The organism is Chloroflexota bacterium (assembly GCA_034717495.1).
Lineage (GTDB): Bacteria > Chloroflexota > Anaerolineae > JAAEKA01 > JAAEKA01 > JAYELL01.
Genome location: JAYELL010000100.1, coordinates 1 through 18,586, shown reverse-complemented (window position 1 = coordinate 18,586; position 18,586 = coordinate 1). Strand labels below are relative to the sequence as shown.

General features: G+C 57.5%; 14 protein-coding genes. 2 read left to right on the top strand and 12 right to left on the bottom strand.

Annotation, left to right across the window (positions count from 1 at the left end; all coding sequences use genetic code 11):
- Positions 1 to 55: 55 nt before the first annotated feature.
- Both nadD and obgE read right to left on the bottom strand, forming a co-directional pair.
- Positions 56 to 709 carry a nicotinate-nucleotide adenylyltransferase gene (gene nadD, locus U9R25_17625; GenBank protein ID MEA3337718.1) on the bottom strand — a complete coding sequence of 218 codons (654 nt, stop codon included), beginning with the start codon at positions 707 to 709 and terminating at the stop codon, positions 56 to 58.
- 32 nt (positions 710 to 741) lie between these two features.
- The gene (gene obgE / locus U9R25_17620; GenBank protein ID MEA3337717.1) at positions 742 to 2,028 is read right to left on the bottom strand and encodes a GTPase ObgE; all 1,287 of its coding nucleotides are present in this window, start codon (positions 2,026 to 2,028) and stop codon (positions 742 to 744) included.
- Positions 2,029 to 2,198: 170 nt separating this feature from the next.
- Between obgE and U9R25_17615 the strand changes: the two genes are divergently transcribed.
- Positions 2,199 to 3,122 carry a hypothetical protein gene (locus U9R25_17615; protein MEA3337716.1) on the top strand — a complete coding sequence of 308 codons (924 nt, stop codon included), beginning with the start codon at positions 2,199 to 2,201 and terminating at the stop codon, positions 3,120 to 3,122.
- Positions 3,123 to 3,215: 93 nt separating this feature from the next.
- Here U9R25_17615 and recJ read toward each other — a convergent pair whose 3' ends face one another.
- The 7 genes from recJ to U9R25_17580 all read right to left on the bottom strand — a co-directional run bounded on the left by recJ (position 3,216) and on the right by U9R25_17580 (position 14,745).
- Positions 3,216 to 5,510, bottom strand: a complete 2,295-nt coding sequence (gene recJ / locus U9R25_17610) for a single-stranded-DNA-specific exonuclease RecJ (GenBank protein ID MEA3337715.1) — start codon at positions 5,508 to 5,510, stop codon at positions 3,216 to 3,218.
- A gap of 24 nt (positions 5,511 to 5,534) precedes the next feature.
- A complete protein-coding gene (locus tag U9R25_17605) occupies positions 5,535 to 6,410 on the bottom strand; it encodes a PD-(D/E)XK nuclease family protein (GenBank protein MEA3337714.1) in 876 nt (291 codons plus the stop codon).
- A complete protein-coding gene (locus U9R25_17600) occupies positions 6,394 to 8,631 on the bottom strand; it encodes an ATP-dependent helicase (GenBank protein ID MEA3337713.1) in 2,238 nt (745 codons plus the stop codon). Before U9R25_17600 ends, U9R25_17605 begins: the two co-directional genes overlap by 17 nt.
- 102 nt (positions 8,632 to 8,733) lie before the next feature.
- Positions 8,734 to 10,851: a hypothetical protein gene (locus U9R25_17595; GenBank protein ID MEA3337712.1), complete on the bottom strand. Its 2,118-nt coding sequence runs from the start codon at positions 10,849 to 10,851 to the stop codon at positions 8,734 to 8,736.
- On the bottom strand, positions 10,851 to 12,527 hold the full coding sequence (locus U9R25_17590) for a DUF4129 domain-containing protein (GenBank protein ID MEA3337711.1): 1,677 nt from the start codon (positions 12,525 to 12,527) through the stop codon (positions 10,851 to 10,853). Before U9R25_17590 ends, U9R25_17595 begins: the two co-directional genes overlap by 1 nt.
- Positions 12,524 to 13,789 (bottom strand): DUF58 domain-containing protein, encoded by a 1,266-nt coding sequence (locus tag U9R25_17585; GenBank protein ID MEA3337710.1) that lies wholly within the window; start codon positions 13,787 to 13,789, stop codon positions 12,524 to 12,526. Before U9R25_17585 ends, U9R25_17590 begins: the two co-directional genes overlap by 4 nt.
- Positions 13,790 to 13,791: 2 nt before the next feature.
- Positions 13,792 to 14,745: a MoxR family ATPase gene (locus tag U9R25_17580; protein ID MEA3337709.1), complete on the bottom strand. Its 954-nt coding sequence runs from the start codon at positions 14,743 to 14,745 to the stop codon at positions 13,792 to 13,794.
- A 239-nt stretch (positions 14,746 to 14,984) separates the two neighbouring features.
- On the opposite strand from U9R25_17580, the gene U9R25_17575 reads away from it, so the two are divergent.
- Positions 14,985 to 15,911 (top strand): class I SAM-dependent methyltransferase, encoded by a 927-nt coding sequence (locus U9R25_17575; GenBank protein MEA3337708.1) that lies wholly within the window; start codon positions 14,985 to 14,987, stop codon positions 15,909 to 15,911.
- 290 nt (positions 15,912 to 16,201) lie between these two features.
- On the opposite strand, the gene U9R25_17570 is transcribed toward U9R25_17575, so the two are convergent.
- The 3 genes from U9R25_17570 to U9R25_17560 form a co-directional block, all read right to left on the bottom strand.
- Positions 16,202 to 17,227 carry a zinc-binding alcohol dehydrogenase gene (locus U9R25_17570; GenBank protein MEA3337707.1) on the bottom strand — a complete coding sequence of 342 codons (1,026 nt, stop codon included), beginning with the start codon at positions 17,225 to 17,227 and terminating at the stop codon, positions 16,202 to 16,204.
- A gap of 186 nt (positions 17,228 to 17,413) precedes the next feature.
- Positions 17,414 to 18,154 (bottom strand): ThuA domain-containing protein, encoded by a 741-nt coding sequence (locus tag U9R25_17565; GenBank protein MEA3337706.1) that lies wholly within the window; start codon positions 18,152 to 18,154, stop codon positions 17,414 to 17,416.
- A 215-nt stretch (positions 18,155 to 18,369) separates the two neighbouring features.
- On the bottom strand, positions 18,370 to 18,586 hold a 217-nt coding region (locus U9R25_17560), incomplete at its 5' end, for a hypothetical protein (GenBank protein ID MEA3337705.1).

Genomic DNA, 18,586 nt, shown 5'->3' with positions numbered 1-18,586 from the left:
CTTCAACCACTCTCGTCTATGTCCACAGCCAAACCAGGCGGAGCAGGGATCACCGTTATGCGCCTTCGTCTGAGCCCAGCACCGCGCCGGGAATGTCATTGCCCTGGAAATCCCAGCGGTAAAGGCAGTGCTCGTGGATATATGCCTCCACCTGCGGTAACACCTGGTAGCGAAGGGGCCTGCCCTGGCGCACCCGTTGCTGCAGCATTTTGCTGGATATCTGAAGCTCCGGCATGGGCAGGAAAATCACCCGCCAGCGCACATCAGGCAACTTGTCCTCGAGGACATCCCAATCAAAGCCTGTATCGGGCCTGCTGAGGGCCACCAGGTTGCAGAGTTCTACCAACTTCTTGGGCTCATGCCAGTTGGGAAGATCGGCCAGCGAATCCAGGCCCATGAGAAAATAGAGATCGGTGCCTGCGCCGTACAACTCCAGATGCAATCGCACCATATCCCCGGTGAAATGCGGGCCAGGGCGATCGACATCGACCCGTGACAGCTCGAAGTGAGGATTGTCAGCAATGGCCAGCTCGATCATATTCACCCGATGGTCAACGGCCGACAGCCGGCGGCCACGCTTATGGGGCGGATCGCCTGCGGGTACCAACAGAACCTTCTCCAAACCCAACTGGTACCAGGCTTCTTCCGCCAGTATCAGATGGCCGAGGTGAATGGGATCGAACGTCCCACCTAATATTCCCAAACGCATGGCACTGCCTTCCTTGCAAGACGAGACTGATTTCAGCCCTGATCTCCCCAGACCAGCTCTGTGTCGCCGATCATTACGGTGTTACCGTCCTCGACACCGGCTTCTTCCAGAGCAGCGCTGACTCCCATGGCCTCCAGGATTCGCTGAAAACGCAGTTGAGCCTCATAGTAATCCCAATTGGTCATGGTGGCTGCCCGCTCGATGCGTTTGCCCCTCACTCGCCAATGGTCCTCAAGTTTTTCGATTTCGAAGATGTTTTCATCTATCTCTGGACGATAAACTGCTATTTCCACGGGCGCGCGCTGCTCATCTGGAAGCTCATCGAGCATTGCCAGCGTTCTGCGCAACAGCATTTGAACGTTTTCACCTGCTACGGCAGAGATTGCCATCGGGTTAACAACGCCCATGTTCTCAAATTCCTCTTTGACCAACGGCCACAACTCACGCACCTCTGATAAATCCATCTTGTTGAATACAACGATCTGGGGTTTGCTCGCCATGAGGGGATTGAATAACTGCAATTCGGTATTGATTGCCTCAAAATCCCCAAGAGGATCAGGGCTAAGACCGTTGATCATGTGAATCAACATGCGCGTGCGCTCGACATGGCGAAGGAATTGATGCCCCAGACCGCTGCCGGCGTGAGCACCTTCGATCAAACCGGGAATATCGGCCAGAACGAAATCCCGGTGGTCCACAACCGCCACGCCGAGGTTGGGTACCAGGGTGGTAAAGGGATAATCGGCGATCTTTGGTTTGGCACGACTGACAACAGACAGGAGGGTAGACTTGCCCGCGTTGGGCACGCCTATGATTCCAACATCGGCAATCAACTTAAGTTCCAGGCGTAACCAGTGCTCTTCACCCGGTTCGCCCTTCTCCGCCAGTCGAGGCGCCTGGTTGGTGGCACTCTTGAAGGAAGTATTTCCCCGCCCGCCACGTCCACCACGGGCTACAATCACCTCCTGGCCATCCTGCACCAGGTCGGCGATCTGGTCATCGCTGTCGCGGAGAAACACGGCAGTACCGGCCGGCACGCGGACAACTTCATTCTTGCCTCTTTTCCCCTGCTTGTTGCTTCCGCCACCATGACCACCCCGCTCTGCCCGGAAGTGAACCTTGTACTTGAATGGCAGCAGGGTATTCAGGCTGCTGTCGGCGTGCAGGATGACGTCGCCGCCCTTGCCCCCATTGCCACCGGCAGGCCCTCCTCGGGGAACAAATTTCTCGCGCCGAAAGGCGACGATGCCATTGCCACCGTCGCCCGCTTTTACATTGATCGTTGTCTGATCAAAAAAAAGACCTGTTTCTCTGCCCATTGAGGGCATTATAACACAAGGCCGACAACCACCGGAATCAAGCAGGGTCTTCACTTCTGGCACTTGACCAATGTAAGGTATAATCGACCTGAGGTCCATGTAACAGGGCTAACAGAGAAAACCCATGGCCTCGTGCAATACTCAGAGAAACTCAATCAAAGGAAAAACACATGGTACAGAAAATAGGTTTCATTTTGGTGCTGGTTTCCGCCATCATTCTCACCGGCTGCAGCACTTCCGGTAGGTCGGAGCCGTCAGGCCGGCTTGTCTTCGAGCGTGAAGAGGATGGCAACAGCGATATCTACGTGATGAATATCGATGGTAGTGGCATGACCCGACTTACCGACGACCCCGGCTGGGACGGCGTGCCCTCGTGGTCGCCCGACGGTACCAGGATTGCCTTCGCGTCTGAACGACAGGGCGCCCCTGTGATCTTTGTGATGGATGCAGATGGCAGCAATCAACATGCTATCACCGATCCCTCCTACGTCAGCCTGGCACCTGTATGGTCCCCCGATGGCTCAAGGATCGCCTTTGCCTCGACGGCGGGCTATGAGGTGCTGCGCCAGGGTGGCCGGCAGCAAGTCGAGGCAGGTTTCGAGCTGTGGTTGATGAATCCGGACGGCAGTGACCCGCAGCGACTCACCGGTTATCCGGAAGACCAGGCCCTTTATCCCACATGGGCGCCCGATGGGGAACAGCTGGCCTACATGAATATCGGCGATGCGGCCCGAATCCTGGCTCAGGAGCCCGATGAGACGGCAGCGCCAACTGTCCTGAGCGAAGGCGTGGATGGCCGGCACTGGACTCCGGCCTGGTCGCCCAAGGGGGATCAGATTGCCATGATGGTGGAGAACGAGGGTTCAAAAGACATCTGGCTCATCCAGCCAGATGGGGGAGAGGCGGTCCAGATAACTGAGACCAGTTCCTCCGACATTGATCCGGCCTGGTCGCCCGATGGCAAACACATCGTCTTCGTCTCTGACAGGGATGGTTCACAGCTGCTGTACATCATGAACGTCGAGGACCGAACGATCCGGCAGCTGGTCGACGACGATTCCACCTATGCCCAACCCGATTGGACCGGCAACTAGCTAATGGTCAATTGTTAACACCTGCGCCGGAACCCACGCCACGCCAGCAGGCGTACCGGGAGGCAGCAAGCGATGCGGGTTATTATGTTTACACTACAACAAGTTGTCTGCTCTGGCTGTGACAAAGAATTCCCGGTAGGCAGCTGCTTCCGCCAGAATCTCCTGTAACTCATGGTAGATTTTTTTGGCGTCTTCGCTCGGCTGGCCTTCGCCCTTTTCGAGCAACATGCCTTCAGGAGATTTCTGCTTGATTTGCACATCACCCCTGGCTTCTAACCAGCCAAGCCCTACCTGAACCGTCTCAATGCGATGTGCCATGGCGCTCGCCATGCGTGGTAGATCGGCCTGTCCATGTTCGACATTTAGAGTGCGATGTACCAAACCAGCCAGCCGTTTGAGGAAAACAACCGGTTCATCCAGACCGGGGTCGATTCCGAAGATGGCGACACTATCCGGTTGAATACGCTCCAGGACATCCAGCAACACTTGCCGGCCCGGTGGAATCGTCCAGATGGCCAGGTCCTTGCCCGGCACCAGCTCGAAGCGACCCGTACCCCCGATCATTCTCCTCGCTTCACCCTCGGCCCAGACCTGAAATGAACCAGCCTCGCTCATTTTCTGTAGCAGGGCTTCGGGATGCGAGTGGTGGCGGTGATCCATGACCGTCACATCCGAAACCGGTTGCGGCTCAAGGGTAGCTGCTGCCACCGGTCGAAAGTCGAGCCACTCGATCTGAAGTTGGCGCTGGCCCCGGTAACTGTTCGACCGGGCCAGACAGGCAAGGTCGAACACGCCCTCTGGTTGGGGCCGCCCTGCACCCTGCCACCAGAGTACCCGCTGAACGTTTCCCTGATCATCTGTCACGGTGAGCTGAAGATGTTCCTTGTTTCGGCCAATTGGCGCCTGCGACAGCAACCTGAGATCGCGGGAGGCCAAAACGACAGGGGGATTGCCTGCTCCAAAGGGAGCCAGGTGGGCCAAATCGTCCACCAGTTCCAGGGAAATGTCAGCCAAAGGCAGGTAAGCGTCGATCTGCAAGGTTGCTTCTACCGGCTGGTCACCCAGAATCTCTGTTGCCTTCTGGTTGATGCGGCGCCGAAACGCGTCGATATTCCCGCGATCCAGAGACATACCCGCGGCCATGGGGTGGCCCCCATAGCTGTGAAGCAACTCGCTCTGGCCGGCGATGGCCCGACTGATGTCGAAGCCTTTAATGGAACGGGCCGAACCGCGGGCCAGCTCCTCCTCCGGATTGGCAATCAGAATGGTTGGCCGATTGTAGCGCTCCACCAGGCGGCTGGCCACGATACCAATGATGCTGGCAGGCCAATCTGCATCTTCCAGCACAAGCACAGGCTGTTCCAGTAATTCAGGATCCTGCTCGATTTGAGCCTGCGCGCCCTCGAAAACCTGATCCGTCAGGAACTTACGCCGCGCGTTCAGACCCTCCAACCGCGTGGCCAACAGGGTCGCTTTCCCTTGATCCTCCGTGAGCAGAAAGTCAACTGCCAGATTGGCATCATCCAGCCGGCCCAGTGCATTCAAGCGTGGCCCGATCGCGAAGCCGATATGCTGCTCGGAGAGGCCTGCCGGGTTGAGGTCTGCTTTCTCCATCAGCACCTGCAAGCCGATTCGCCGGGTGCCTCGCAGGCTTTCTAAGCCTTGCTGAAGCAGGAAACGGGTGTCATCCACCTGTAACGCCACATCGGCAACGATCCCAAGAGCAACCAGGTCGAGAAATTGTTCTGCCTCGCCAGGGTGGCCAAAACGATCCAACAGCGCCTCAGCCAGTTTGTAGGCCACTCCCACGCCGGGAAGGCTGGCCAGCGGGTGTCCGGCCGACAAGCGTTTGGGGTTGACAATCGCGTAGGCGTCGGGCAGTGTCTGAGGCAGGTCGTGGTGATCGGTGACCACCACATCGACGCCATGCTGGTTGGCATAGGCAATCGCGTCGTGGGCTGCCACTCCAGTGTCGCAGGTCAACAGGACATCTATGCCCTCATCGATCAGCTGTGCCAGTTGATCTGTATGCACGCCATGTCCCTGCGACCGAAGGGGGATATGATAGGCAGGGTCCGCACCCAGGCTACGGAGCAAAGAGACCAATAACGATGTGGCCGTCTGACCATCCACATCGAAATCGCCCCAGACGCAGATCTTCTCCTGATTGGCCAGCGCCCGCTCCAACCGCTCAACTGCCCGATCCATATCTGGCAGGTCGGCAGCAGGGGCCGGTTCGTAATAGCCGGGATCGATAAAAGCGCGGGCAGCATGGGGATCGCTGAAGCCCCGTCGGGCCAGAATCTGCGCCACCAGGAAACTTCCGCCCGTCAGGGCGGGCAATGTTTCGGGTAGGGGGCTTGACTGGGGCTCAATCCAGGTTTTCATTGGGCAAAAGCGACATTGGGAAACTCAATAGTCGATTTCGGCGATGTTTTCGAAATCAAAACTTAAATCGAGGCTGTCGGATGGGCCATCGGGATCATCCATATCGAAATCGGCCAGGTCTGCCGCCACCTGACCCCGGTCACAATGGGAGCGGTAGATACAGAAGCGACATGCTTTGTCGCCAACCACAAGGGGGAACGGCTGATCGTTCAGGCTAGCAGTAGCGATTTGTTCCACCAGACGATGGATGTAAGCCTGATCCTCGTTGAATTTCTGCTGACTGTATCGGAAACGCTCTGGATGGTCCGGTCTCTTTGCGAACCAGTAAACCATTTCAATCTGATCGGGGGCAATCGGCTGCCCTTCGTTAAGGGCGGCGCCTGCCCGCACCAGCAGGTAGGGATAGACGCGGGACTGTAGTCGTTGCTGGAGCCAGGATCGGGACGGAGGTCGATGAGAGGTTTTCCAATCGAAGATAGAGAACCGGCCATCTTCAGCCCGCACAACCAGGTCATATTTTGCGATCAGATGTCTCTCGGCAGCTTCGACATAACCGATGCCGCCAGCGGCATCGGCAAGAGGCGCCGAGAGCGTTATCTCCGGATGCTGTACACCGGAGAGAGCCGGACCGTGGGCCAGGAAATTACCCCACCAGGCGGCCACCTCATCGTCGAGATCCATGCGCGATAATCGGTCGGCAGATATGCCCAGGAAATACTGGTGGACCAGGCGATGAAAGAGCGCACCTTGCTGCAGACGCCGTTCATTGTCCCTGGCAGGCTCGGCTTCCATGGCGGGCCAGGCCAATCGCTCCAGGTGTCGCAGTTGAAATCGCCGCTGGCAATCTACAAAATCCTGCAGATTGCCCTGGTTGAACTGGAAATCATGAGGCAGAGTCACGAAGCTGGTCCTCCCAATGTGTTTGCAGCGCAACGAAGGGCAAGGCCTGGGTTAAATCACCCTTTCGCCCCGAATTCCAGGTGATTATCAGGGATCTTTTGGCCCTGGTGACGCCCACATAGAACAAACGCAAGCGTTCGCGGACATATTCAAGCCGGGCATCCTGGGTCGCCGAGCCCTCACGATAGACGCGTGTATCACCGTTGGCGGTGAGCATATTCAGCTGGGCAAGGGCTTCCGCGCTCAGATTCAGCTGGTCGCGAACGAACCACTTTTCGGCGATATATTGATCGTAGGGCTGCGCCGACGGGAAATCGTAGCTATTTACCGACATCAGATAGACCCGGTCCCACTCCAGCCCTTTGGCCTTGTGCATGGTCGACACCACGACCTTTCCCTTGTGCCGGTCGGGATCGAAGCCTATATCATCGTCGCTAAAACCGATAAACCGGCGTTCGTTGCGGGCAATGACTGCCAATTCCTCTGCCAATTCAGGAAGCCGCCACTCGGGATGGTCCATGCTGGCCTGGCGCAGGAGGAGGGCCAGCTTGTGGGCAATGGCCAGATCGGTCTGTTCGCTAAAGAGGTCCTGGGCCAGGGAAAGAATCACCTGATCGACCGGCAGCAGGATCAAGCCTTGCCAGCGCTGGACCAACTCTCTGAAAACAAGCAGTTGATCGTGCCGGTCGCCATCCAGATCAAGGCTGGCCAGCCAGTCCCGGCCCGCCCGCGGCCAGAGATAGTCCTCGACCCTCGGACACTTTCGCAGTATCCGGGCGGTCTCATTGACATGGGCCCATGCTTCTTGATCTTCTTTGTCATCCCGCCGCCAAACCTTAAATGCGGTAGCCAGTTTAACCGAGGATACTGGCTCAGCCAGATAGCGCAACAGGTGTGACAGGGAACCGGCCGCCTCCCGGGTAGAGGCGGTGCTGCGCAACAGGCTGTCGACGACCTCGATTCCCCGCTGCCGAAGCAGGTCGACCAGTTCGAAGCCTCGGGTGTTTCGGGGAACAAGCACCGCTACCGTTTCAGCGGCGTGCTCGGGTACCCAACGGGCCAGGGAATCCGCCACAGCTTTGATTTCCGCCGCCGGGCTGTACTTGCGCGCCATCAAGTGAATCTCTCCCGGAGCGTCTGGCGGATTGGGCTGGGAGTCCCCCGGGGCGGTCGGCAGAATGTAGGGCAAGGTCAGGGCATCGCGTACCGCAGGTTCAGAGTGGCTTTCCCTGGTCCAGTCAACCAGATAGTTGGCGAGATCGATGATGCTCCCGGCAGAACGTCCCGAGTCTGGCAGCTCCTTGGACTGGACGCCCGGTTCCGCCAGAAATCGGCGCAGATACTCGGGGCTGGCGGTGGTAAAGGTTTCATAGATGGCCTGATTGGGATCACCTACCCGCACCCAGTTGCCTTGCTCGCCAACCAGAAGCCGGAGAATCTCCTCCTGCAAGCGGCTGCTGTCCTGTGCTTCATCCTCCAGCACATAGGGCCAGCGGTCCCGAAGTCGTGCCAACATGCCCTCATCCAGATTAAGCGCTTTCAGTGCCAACCGAATCAGGTCGTCAAAGTCAACTGAGCCTCGATAGGCCAGGGCACGCTGGTAATCGGCATAAATGGCCCAGCCCATCTCAGCCAGTGGCAGTGGTATCACCAGGTCATCAAGGCGCTCCCGCAGGTCCTCAGGCGAAACCTCTCGATCCTTGGCAAGGCGTATGAAGGCCAGGGCGGTTTCATCGATAAGTGCCGGCAAGGGAGTACGCCGGATCCAATCCCGCTTGTTCTCGTCAACATCCAGGCTTAAATAGCCGTCCAAGGCGTCCGGATGGCTGCGCAGCCACGCTTTCGCGGCATCCTGTCGAATCTCTGTAGCCACCCGCTCATCAAGAATGGAAAATTCAGAATCAAGGCCGAGCAGAGCAGGGCGCTCCCGCACGATTTCATGGGAGAGCCCGTGAAGAGTCCGGACCCGGTACCCTACATGGGGCAACATACCGCGCTGCTTTACCAGGCCACTCACCCTGCGGTAGAAGTTGTCGACAGCCGAGTTGACCAGCGTGACAACCAACACCTCCTGATAGCTGTCCAACCAGCCACTGGTGATGATCTTGGCAGCCAGACGAGCCAGCGTTTCCGTCTTGCCGCTACCGGGCACGGCGGCCACGCCCATTTTTCCGCCGGTGTAGTCGAGAACTTCCTGTTGTTTTACGCGAGGTTTGAACATGATCTTAGATTAAATATGACCCAGGTCATTTATTTGAACAATTCCAAACATCGATGTCTTGGATGGGGGCCGAAAAGCAGGGCGGCCACCCTGGTGCACACCTCATTCGACTTGCTCCTGCCGAGACAGGCGGTACAGCACCTGGTTGATGGCCCCTAGCAGGGGACCGCGATGCTCGAAGCCCCGCTCGCCCAGCTCGCTGAAACCCAGGTAGATCTGTTTTCGGCAGCGCCCAATCAGGCCCAAAACCAGGCGATTCAATCGTTCCTGACCGGTCTCGAACTCGTCGGCGTCCGTCCAGGTCCGCGAGGGGTTCCAATGCCGGCTGAGCACGTAGGGTTGGGTCAATGGCTGATAGAGACGCTCGTGCCAACCGCCACTGCCCAGATCGAGCCAGAACTGGTAGTCTACGGGCCGGTTGCTCATCAGAAATGTGTGTGCAGGGGCCAGGAGTACACTGTCGTCGTCAGCCTCTTGCCAGTTTCGGATATACTGAGCCGCCAATACACCATCCCGGACCATCTCCAGGTACTCCTGGCCCAGACCCTGGCCTACCTCATCGCCGATCGAGCGACGGAACTTCTGCACCGATTCCACCAGGTTGGCGGCAACCCGGGCTGCGTCGTAATCCCGATGAAACCCATATCCTGGCTGCGACAGCAACTCACCGAACAGACGGCTCAGAAAATGATCCAACGGCACCTCTTCCCCTTGTTGATAGTCGGTCAACCAGACCCGCAGTGCATCATAGCGCCCTCCAAGAAGATAGGTGATCCGCTCGTGCATCTCCGGATTGATCTGCTCAAAGGAGGATAATGCTGGTCTGCCGCCCCGGGGCCGGTAAACGATGTCAGCCAATAGTTGAGCCCGCACCAAATCCAGCTCGTCGATGGCCTGCACCAGCGCGTAGGCCACATCATACTTGCTGGGGCAAAATCCCCAGTGGGGATGGGCCAGGGCCGCAAGAGTCAACAGGCACTGGGCCGCAGGCTCATCCCGCAGAGCACGCGACGGCCGATGGGAGCGAGCCGGAACGCCGAAGCGTCCCAGGCGGTTCATCAGCGAGTAGCGCAGGGCATCAGACAGAAAAGGCATAATGACGACGATTTCGCCAGGCGAAACGCCACTGGCTACCAGGCCTGCAATCTGCTCGGCGACCCAATCCAGCATCTCGGGATAGTATCGATGAAGCTGGGAATCATAGACCAGGGTGTCCCGAATCGTTTCGGGGGCCACGGCGTCTGGCGGCAGATCCTGTGAGCGGCTTAAGGTATAGCTTAACTGATCACCCAGGGCTTGCAGAGGTGTCGATGTGACCCAGGATTGATCAAATCGCTCGCGGCGATCACACAGGTCTTTTAAGGTGTAGGCATGCTGAGGATCGGCACCCAGAAACTGGCGATACCCGCCATCCTCGTCATAGATCAAAAGGGCGGACTTGAGATCGGGCAGCCAGTCACGCAGTAAATCGTGCGCGAAGGGCGTATCCTCCTCAATATTGTCGGCAATGATATGGCGAAAGGTGCTCTTCAAATGATCGCGACACACCTGATTGGGCCACAGGTATTGCCGAAACACCTCCACCTGCAAGGAGAAATCCAACAGGTTGTGGGCCAGACAGTACTCCCGGAAAAGGTTCGCGCACTGTTGAGCATCGGCGTAGACGCGCGCTTGCCCGGGTTCACCCATCCAGGCCGATCTCAATCGTTGCCCGATCTCAGAATAAGGGAAACCAACTACCGCTGCCTTGTTGAGATTGTCGATAACCTGGCTATAAAGGCGGTTGGGCTGGATCGAAATAGACTCGAAGTATCCTTCCGCCAACAGAGGCCGTACCAATCGAGCCATGAAATACTGGGCTGTTTCCAGGGTCAGAAACGTGGGCGGTTGATCCGGCTGAGAAAACCCGGCCTGCTCGGCGACCAGTGGCCAGAATAACTCGACCATACGCCGGGCCAGGCCACCAGCGGTAACGATGGTGGGAATCCCGCCCGGGCGCCCGACCGGGCTGCGTAACGCATCGGAATAGGGCACGGCCAGCGTTCGCTGAGGCACCATAACCAGAACAGAACTGCTTGTTTCACCCGACCTGAGCAGGTCAATCAGCCGGTGGACGCCTGCGGTAGTCTTGCCGGTACCGGCCGGCCCCTGAAGAAGCACCTTATTCGCTGCCGCAAGGGTCACCAGGTCTCTTTGCCCGGGGGAAAGAGTTAGCGCCATTACTCACCACCCTCCGATTCCTTGAGTGCCTCCACCGTTCCAGCTCGCAGGGCCTTCTTGATGCGCTGCCAAACTGTTTGAACTTCCCTGGCCTCCCCAGGGGTGATCGGTGTTGCATCATAGCGAGCAGCCACAAAAGCCTCCGTCAGGGAATCAAGGTCGATTTCCGCATCAGGCCAGGCAGCTTCCATATCTTGAATGAATTCAAGGGGAGTCTGGCTGGGCTGTCTGCTCACCCCTCGTTCTCCCGCTCGCCTGACGGTACTGAGGTAAAAATAGCGAATCTTTTCACGAGCGGGCAGTCCTCCGACCCGGATAAAGCGCCACGGCCTTCTCCCTGCTGTCGCACCCTCTATTCCCTCGTCCCCCTTGCGAGGTCCAATTTGAATACTGTTTACCAAATGGCGCACACCGAACCACCAGTCCTTGATCCTCGCCATCAGCCGGTCCCATGCCCGCCCCAGACTCTCCCGGGTCAAGTTGATTCCCTGTTTTCCCAGGATGAACCAGAGCGCCACGAGCACGAGGATCACGGCCACCAGCCAAAAACCCGCTCCTCCCAGCCAGGCGGGTAGTCCCTCGACGATCTGGGGTTCGGCAAGATCGTCTGGCATAAGAGCGGGAGGATTCTTGGCGATCTCCGGGGTCTCCATCGCGACGCCGAACAGCGCCAGCAGCGCAGCGAACAGGGCAAAGAAGAGAAAAACAACCAACATCACGATCTGAGTGATCGCAGCCACGATTAGGTTGAGTATATGACCGGCCCGCCAGGTCGACCCAAGAGGAAGAAAAGCCGCCACCAGCCCAACAGCCAGAATGATAAACATACTGTAACGTTGCCAGCGCGCAGGCAGGGATTCAGTCGTATCCACCCCGTCAAAAAGCCATTGGGCCCGTAGCATCGCCAATCGCGCATGACTTGCCAGCACCAAACCAATGAGGAAATAGGCGACGGCGGCCAATACCAATTGGGGAGAAATTCCCTGATTCAGCAAGTGAAAACCCAATCTGCCTCCCGTCCTCACCTGGGTCAGGCCAATACAGATCACAAGGATCATGCCGCCGGCCAACCACTGATTGACAAAACTCTCCACTAACTCGGGACGCGAGGTACGGGCCCGCTCCAACGGAAAGGCCCGACGCCAACCCCCTCCTGAACGTTTCTCCTGCAACCAGGCCACCTCCGACTCATTTAACCCTAACCTCTGAAAGATGGTGGCAATCACCGTGGCTCGATGCCAAGCGAATGCCACCAGCAATGCAGAAACGACAAAAAACATATCGAAGAAGCTTAATGGCTGAAGAATCCAGCCTCGCACATCCTGCAAATCGGGAAAATCCCCGCCGATTATCCATGTGATCAAACGCAGGGCCACCAGAAGAATGAGCAACTCCGCTCCGCGGAAGGCAGTTTTTTGAGTCAGACGTTGATCGGGCAGGACCAACCAGTGTGTTATGTAAACTCCAATCAGGGAAGCCAGCAGGGCCAGTGGCATAACCACTTGATAACGATAGTCCGACGAGACCACCTGGGCGACTGCCACAGGTCCCGCCACCAGGCAAGTTGTCATAACAGCGATAAGCAGTGGTCTGACGATCAGGCTTTGCCAGTTGGGATCCTGGATACCGGGTTCCATTTTCTCGCCGGGCTGGATTTCCACAGCGTCAGTGGTCATCGCCCCATCCTCCGGAAAGAGGATGGCCCACCGATTACCTGGAGGGTCTCCAAATCCTGCTCTGTTGCCACCCGACAGGCCACGAAACCCAGGCGGCGAGCCCGCTCACGAATCAGGCCAAATTGCCCGTAGGGTTCAACAGCTAACATGACCACGTTCAGACCAGCCCGAACCAGAGCGTGCAATCCCCGGCAGGCAGCCTCATCGGCGTTTGGGGTGATGGCGATAACGGTGGTACCCCAGGACAAGGGAATGGCGGCTCGCTGGGCCCAGACAGCGAAGGGTTGCTTACTTTCCATAACCTCAACCCTGGCCAGGATCTCCAATACTTTCATCAAGTGTTGCCGCCCTGGCCTGGCGGGGATGGCCGCGGGGCTGACCGATTCTGCCAGGTCCAGGCTGTTGGCAACGGTTTGCATGCCAAGCGTTATCAGCGGATCGCTGCCATTGGTTGCCAGGCCCACCGATTGCCTGGCTCGCTCAAGATAGCTCGCCACCGATGCGGCCACGACGATCGCCCACTCGCTTGCGCCATAGCGGCGTTGCCGGCTGTATTCGGCGGCGTTAAGGTTCAGGAACACCATACTCTCCAGAGAAATGGCCGGTGAAAACTGTTTCACCAGCAGATTCTCAGCATGGGCGCTGGCCTTCCAGTTGATGCGTCGAAGGGAATCCCCCGATTGGTATTCCCGCACACCGCGCGGGCGCGCCGGATCCTCGAACATCCGGCGGGTGCTGGAAAGGGTGCCGAATGGCAGCCGGGAGGGCACTGCCAGATTCGCCAATGGAATAATGCGGGGATAGACGGTCAGAAACTGCTGGCCTTCATCCCGCGCCCTGACATCTGAAAAGCCAAACAAATCCCCGCTGGTCAATTGCATTGGTCCAATCGGGTAAAAGCCCCGGCGAGAGCAATGAAGGTCATAATGAATGCTGGTGTGCTCGCGCGGTCGCAAGGTGAACACCCTGCGGATCTGCCGGGATGCCGACAGGTCCAGTGGCAGAGTCTCGTTGACACGTACCCAGGGCATGGGCAGCCAGGTTGAATTGACCAATTCCAGGCTCACCGGAATGGTTTCTCCCAGAAAGGCATGGTCCACAAACTTGCGACCCACGCGCAATGCCGACAGGCTGCGAGGCGTGGCCCATCGCGAGAGAAGCCAGATACCCCCACACACATAGATGAGATAATAGACAAAATCCAGGCGCATCAAAACAGCCAGGACAAGTAGCAACAGAATCAGGAATGGCAGCGCGCTCACAGCTACCCACCCGCATCATCGCCAAGGTTGAGCGCGACCTTATCAAGAAGTTCCCCGATAACCCCCTCCGCGGTGCGACCGCGCAGCGCACTTTCCGGATGCACAATACAGCGATGGGCCAGAGTAAGCGGCGCCAGCCGCTTAACGTCGTCGGGCAGCACGTAGTTACGATTCTGCAACGCCGCCAGAGCCTGGCCGGTCTTATAAAGCGCCAGGGATCCCCGCGGACTGGCACCCAGCAGCAGGTCCGGATGTCCCCTGGTCGCCTGTACCAGGCGCACGATATAGTCACGTACCGTGTCATCGACATGAACGTCCCACACCTGTTCAGCCAACTCAGGGATTTCCCCGCCATCCACCACTGCCCCCACGGTTTCGATGGGATGATGGCGTCGAAGGTGAAGCAACAGCTCGTTTTCGCCGGCCGCATCCAGATAACCCAGGCTCAATTTAAGCAAAAAACGGTCGAGCTGCGCCTCCGGCAGCGGAAATGTGCCCTCGTATTCCACCGGATTCTGGGTAGCAAGCACCAAAAAGGGGCGCGCCAGTGGCCGTGTCACACCATCCACAGTCACCTGGCGCTCTCCCATGGCCTCGAGGAGGGCCGATTGGGTTCGGGGTGTGGCCCTGTTGATCTCGTCCGCCAAAAGAACATTGGCGAATGTCGGGCCCTCCATGAATTCAAACTGACGGGTCTGCTGGTTGAAAACCGAAACACCAGTGACGTCGTTGGGCAACAGGTCAGGCGTGCACTGCAAGCGTTTGAAGGTGATTCCCAGACTTGCAGCCAGCGCACGGGCCAGCATGGTTTTTCCCACACCGGGCACATCCTCCAACAAGACGTGACCATCACAGAACAGTGCCACCAATAACAACTCGATGACATCCTGCTTTCCCACGATGACTCGTTCAACGTTTTCGCTAACCTTGCGGGCAAAGGACTGGATTGATTCCATAGAAAGGATCTCACAGAGCAGGATAATGGGCAACACCTGTGAAAAGAGGGCCCCTGCTATTCTACCCCACCCACTGGGCTGTTGGCAAGGCAGTGAAAAGAATCGTTGTGAGCTAAACCCATTCGATGGTATAATCTCTCCCGACCTGGCGATGGCGGTACAAGCCATCGGCCATTGCGTCGCCGTGGGCGATCAGTTTGGACATTATCAATTTACCATAAACGTGTTTCACGTGAAACATGAATTCACTCAACCAGAACAAATACGCACAAGATGAGCCGCGAAACGAAGCGGCGGTGATGGATTACGAGGGTTCCGACTACCAGGAGCGCTTCTGGGGGGGCGAGGAGCGCCAGTACGAGGATCTGGCCGAGAGAATCGCTCTGCGCAAGCTTTTACCCGCCTCGGGCAGGCGTTTGATTGAATTCGGCGCCGGCTTCGGTCGCATGGTGGACCTCTATAGCGCCTTCGACCAGGTGATTTTGCTCGACTATTCCCGTTCCTTGCTTCGGGAAGCGCAGTCCAGGCTCGGAATCGGCCAACGTTACATCTACGTTGCTGCCAACCTTTATAGCCTGCCGCTGCGACCCGCAAGTGTGGACGCAGCGGTCATGATACGGGTCATGCATCATCTGGCCGATGTCCCCGCCGCCCTGGCCCAAATTCGCCACACCATTGCTCCCGGTGGACACTTCGTCGCCGAATTCGCCAGCAAGCGCCACTTGAAATCAATTGCCCGCTACCTGGCGCGCCGGCAAAGCTGGAATCCCTTTGATCAGCAACCCTTTGAATTTGTGCACCTCAACTTCGATTTTCACCCCTCGTGGATGACCCAGCAACTGCAAAACGCCGGTTTTTTGGTCGAAAAGGAGTTGGCGGTCTCCCATTTTCGCCTGCCCGCGCTGAAAAAACTGGTGCCAGCCCGTTATCTGGCGGCTGCCGACGGAGCCGTGCAGGAAATCGGCGCCCGATGGAAGCTGACTCCTTCGGTGTTCGTGCAGTGCGCTGTACCCGGACAATCACCAGCCACGCTGCCGGAAACACTCTTCGTCTGTCCCCAATGCCATGGCGCCCTGGCGGAAGGAGACCAATCGCTGGACTGCACGGGCTGCCATGCCCGCTGGGCAGTTCACGATGGCCTGTACGACTTCAAAGAGCCCTGCTGATTGTCAATTGCACTCCGCTACAGGACTTCGTGACATTCTGATGTCAATATGTCGAGATGTCAAGATGCGGAATTCATCCACTCCGCTTCGCTCCGGGACCCTGTGACATGATGACATTCTCAGCTAAGCCTTTTTAAGGTTCAGGATTGTTTAATTCAAGAACACATGTTCGCTTTTAAGGTTTCGGTGGGGCGTCGACGAGGGAGGGAATCACTGCAAACCGGCGCCGGGATGACAGCGCTCGATCCCGCCTCCACCGACCACGGCAAAAAAGTTTACATAACCTTAGATCAATCCTGCCATCCCTCCAGCACCACACCCATCGCTTGGGTTCGATCCTCGGCCAACATCGTATAGGCGGAGGGTGCCTCCTGCCACGAAAAACGGTGGGAGATCAGACCATCCACCTGAAGGCGACCTGCCTGTACCAGGTCAAAAAAGAGTTCCCCATTTCTCTGCGCTGTCCAGGGATTGCAGGGCGTCGCGGTATCGGGATGCGTTGACACATGGGCGCCGATGACCTGCAGTCCCAACGAATGCACCTCGTTATGGAAATCGATCTCAACCGGCCCTCTGGGTGATCCCAGGATAATAATCCGCCCCTGGGGCCGGGCCATGCGCAAGGCTATGGGGATCACCTGCTGATTGCCGGTAATTTCAAAGACGACATCAGCCATGCGACCGTGGGTTATTCGGCGGAGTTCGTCGATTAGATCCTGCCGGTCACCAGGCAAGGTATACGTTGCGCCACTGTCGGCCGCCAACTCGAGGCGTCGTTCCGACAGATCGACGGCGATGAGGGGGAAAGCACCGCTCAAATGGATGTATTGGATGGCAAGCTGTCCCAGAATACCGGCCCCCACGGTCACTACCGCCTCGCCGAGGGCAATGCGCGCCAGACGCACACCGTTCATCACCGTCTTTCCCAGTTGCCAAAAGGCCGCCTGGTCATCGCTCACATCTTCAGGCACGATTTGCACGCCACTATAGCGCCCCGCCAGGGATTGTATGTTGTATTCGGCATGATGGCCCCAGTTGGCCACCCGATCCCCAATGGCCAGATCCTGAACATCGGGACCCAAGGCAACGATGTTACCGACGTTGGAATAGCCAGCCAGTCGCCAGGGATAGGAGATATACCTGGACCAGCCAGAGTCGGCGGGGAAATCACCCGTATAGGCTGTCAGCTCGGTGCCGGTACTGATCAAAGTCTTACGGGTATGGATCAGCACCTGGCCAGGACCTGGCTCCCCAACCGGCACATCCTGCCACTCTGCCCGAAATGGTTCGGGAAAAACTAACTCTTTGCCGCGCATGTTGCCTCGCTCCCGTCCTTTCCTCAAAACTGTGCAGATGGTCGCCGTTCTTCTCTGATGTCTGATCAGCGAGTACCCTTCGGCTGCGCCCCTCGACAAGCTCGGGACATCGCTCAGGACAGGTCTGCGGTTGTGATTGTTTCTGATTTCACCGCAGATTTCCGCCGATCTTTTTTGACCGGTCCATTACCGCGCCAGTGGCTCGATCGGCTCGCGCATATTCGGTGCTTCACCGACCCCCCTGGTCCGGGTGGTGCCCTGGAACCTGGCCCAGTGCACGGCATTGGTCAACACCTGTAACACAGACTCATCGTAATAGATCGGAAAGGTCTCATGGCCGGGCCGGAAGTAGAAGACGCGCCCCCGGCCGCGGTGCCAGGTAGCGCCACTGCGAAAGACTTCGCCACCCTCGAACCAGCTGATAAAGATCAGTTCATCGGGCTCGGGAATATCGAACTCCTCGCCATACATCTCAGTCTGGGGCAATTCGATGTAACGATTGAGACCTGCGGTGATGGGATGATAGGAATTGACCACCCAGAGCCGTTCCTTCTCACCGATCTCTCGCCAGCACAGGCCGCAACTGGTGCCCATAAGGCGTTTGAATATCTTGGAATAATGACCGGAATGCAGCACGATCAAGCCCATCCCTTGCAGCACCCGCTGGTGGACCCGGTCGACGACCTCGTCCGCTACTCGGTCGTGCGCTCGATGGCCCCACCAGATCAGAACATCGGTGTCGTTTAGAACAGCGTCAGGAAGGCCATGTTCTGCTTCCTCAAGGGTCGCCGTACGAACGCTGATAGTGGACTGTTGGCGCATATGAGCCGCAATTGCCTCGTGAATGCCATCTGGATAGATGTTGCCAGCGGCCGGGGCCTCGTTTTCGTGAAGAAACTCGTTCCAAATGGTCAGATTGATGGTCATCGCAGCACTCCTTGATGAATGGGGATGGTTTTCGGAAAGCCTTTCCCGCCACTGAGTTTGCGTTTTCTCTGGCGGGCTCGAAATGGAACGCAAACCAGTGCCTCTCTGCGTTCACCGGTGGTCAATACAGATAGTCCGAAAGAAATTTCCGCAAGAGTCAGTTTGCCACAGCATGCAACAGAGGGCAAGTTCTCGTGCCACAATTGACCGTTTTCTCACAAGGCAGGATTCAGCTGACTGTCAATTGTGAATCGGTGAATAGTCGATTGTTCATACCAGAGGGCAACGCCACCAAATACCTTTCCTATGCTATAATACGATATATTTTGATGAAGTTCGTACTCAAAATCCCCACTTCCCGTTTCCATGGAGCCTATCTTGAGCACACCAGACACCCAAAAACAGACAAACCGCCTGATCAACGAAACCAGC

What these genes read in the sequence shown, in the direction of transcription:
- obgE (MEA3337717.1), bottom strand. Translation starts at nt 2,028, where the DNA reads ATGGGCAGAGAAACAGGTCTTTTTTTTGATCAGACAACGATCAATGTA.
- nadD (MEA3337718.1), bottom strand. Translation starts at nt 709, where the DNA reads ATGCGTTTGGGAATATTAGGTGGGACGTTCGATCCCATTCACCTCGGC.
- U9R25_17580 (MEA3337709.1), bottom strand. Translation starts at nt 14,745, where the DNA reads ATGGAATCAATCCAGTCCTTTGCCCGCAAGGTTAGCGAAAACGTTGAA.
- U9R25_17595 (MEA3337712.1), bottom strand. Translation starts at nt 10,851, where the DNA reads ATGGCGCTAACTCTTTCCCCCGGGCAAAGAGACCTGGTGACCCTTGCG.
- U9R25_17565 (MEA3337706.1), bottom strand. Translation starts at nt 18,154, where the DNA reads ATGACCATCAATCTGACCATTTGGAACGAGTTTCTTCACGAAAACGAG.
- U9R25_17600 (MEA3337713.1), bottom strand. Translation starts at nt 8,631, where the DNA reads ATGTTCAAACCTCGCGTAAAACAACAGGAAGTTCTCGACTACACCGGC.
- U9R25_17615 (MEA3337716.1), top strand. Translation starts at nt 2,199, where the DNA reads ATGGTACAGAAAATAGGTTTCATTTTGGTGCTGGTTTCCGCCATCATT.
- U9R25_17570 (MEA3337707.1), bottom strand. Translation starts at nt 17,227, where the DNA reads ATGCGCGGCAAAGAGTTAGTTTTTCCCGAACCATTTCGGGCAGAGTGG.
- U9R25_17590 (MEA3337711.1), bottom strand. Translation starts at nt 12,527, where the DNA reads ATGACCACTGACGCTGTGGAAATCCAGCCCGGCGAGAAAATGGAACCC.
- U9R25_17575 (MEA3337708.1), top strand. Translation starts at nt 14,985, where the DNA reads ATGAATTCACTCAACCAGAACAAATACGCACAAGATGAGCCGCGAAAC.
- recJ (MEA3337715.1), bottom strand. Translation starts at nt 5,510, where the DNA reads ATGAAAACCTGGATTGAGCCCCAGTCAAGCCCCCTACCCGAAACATTG.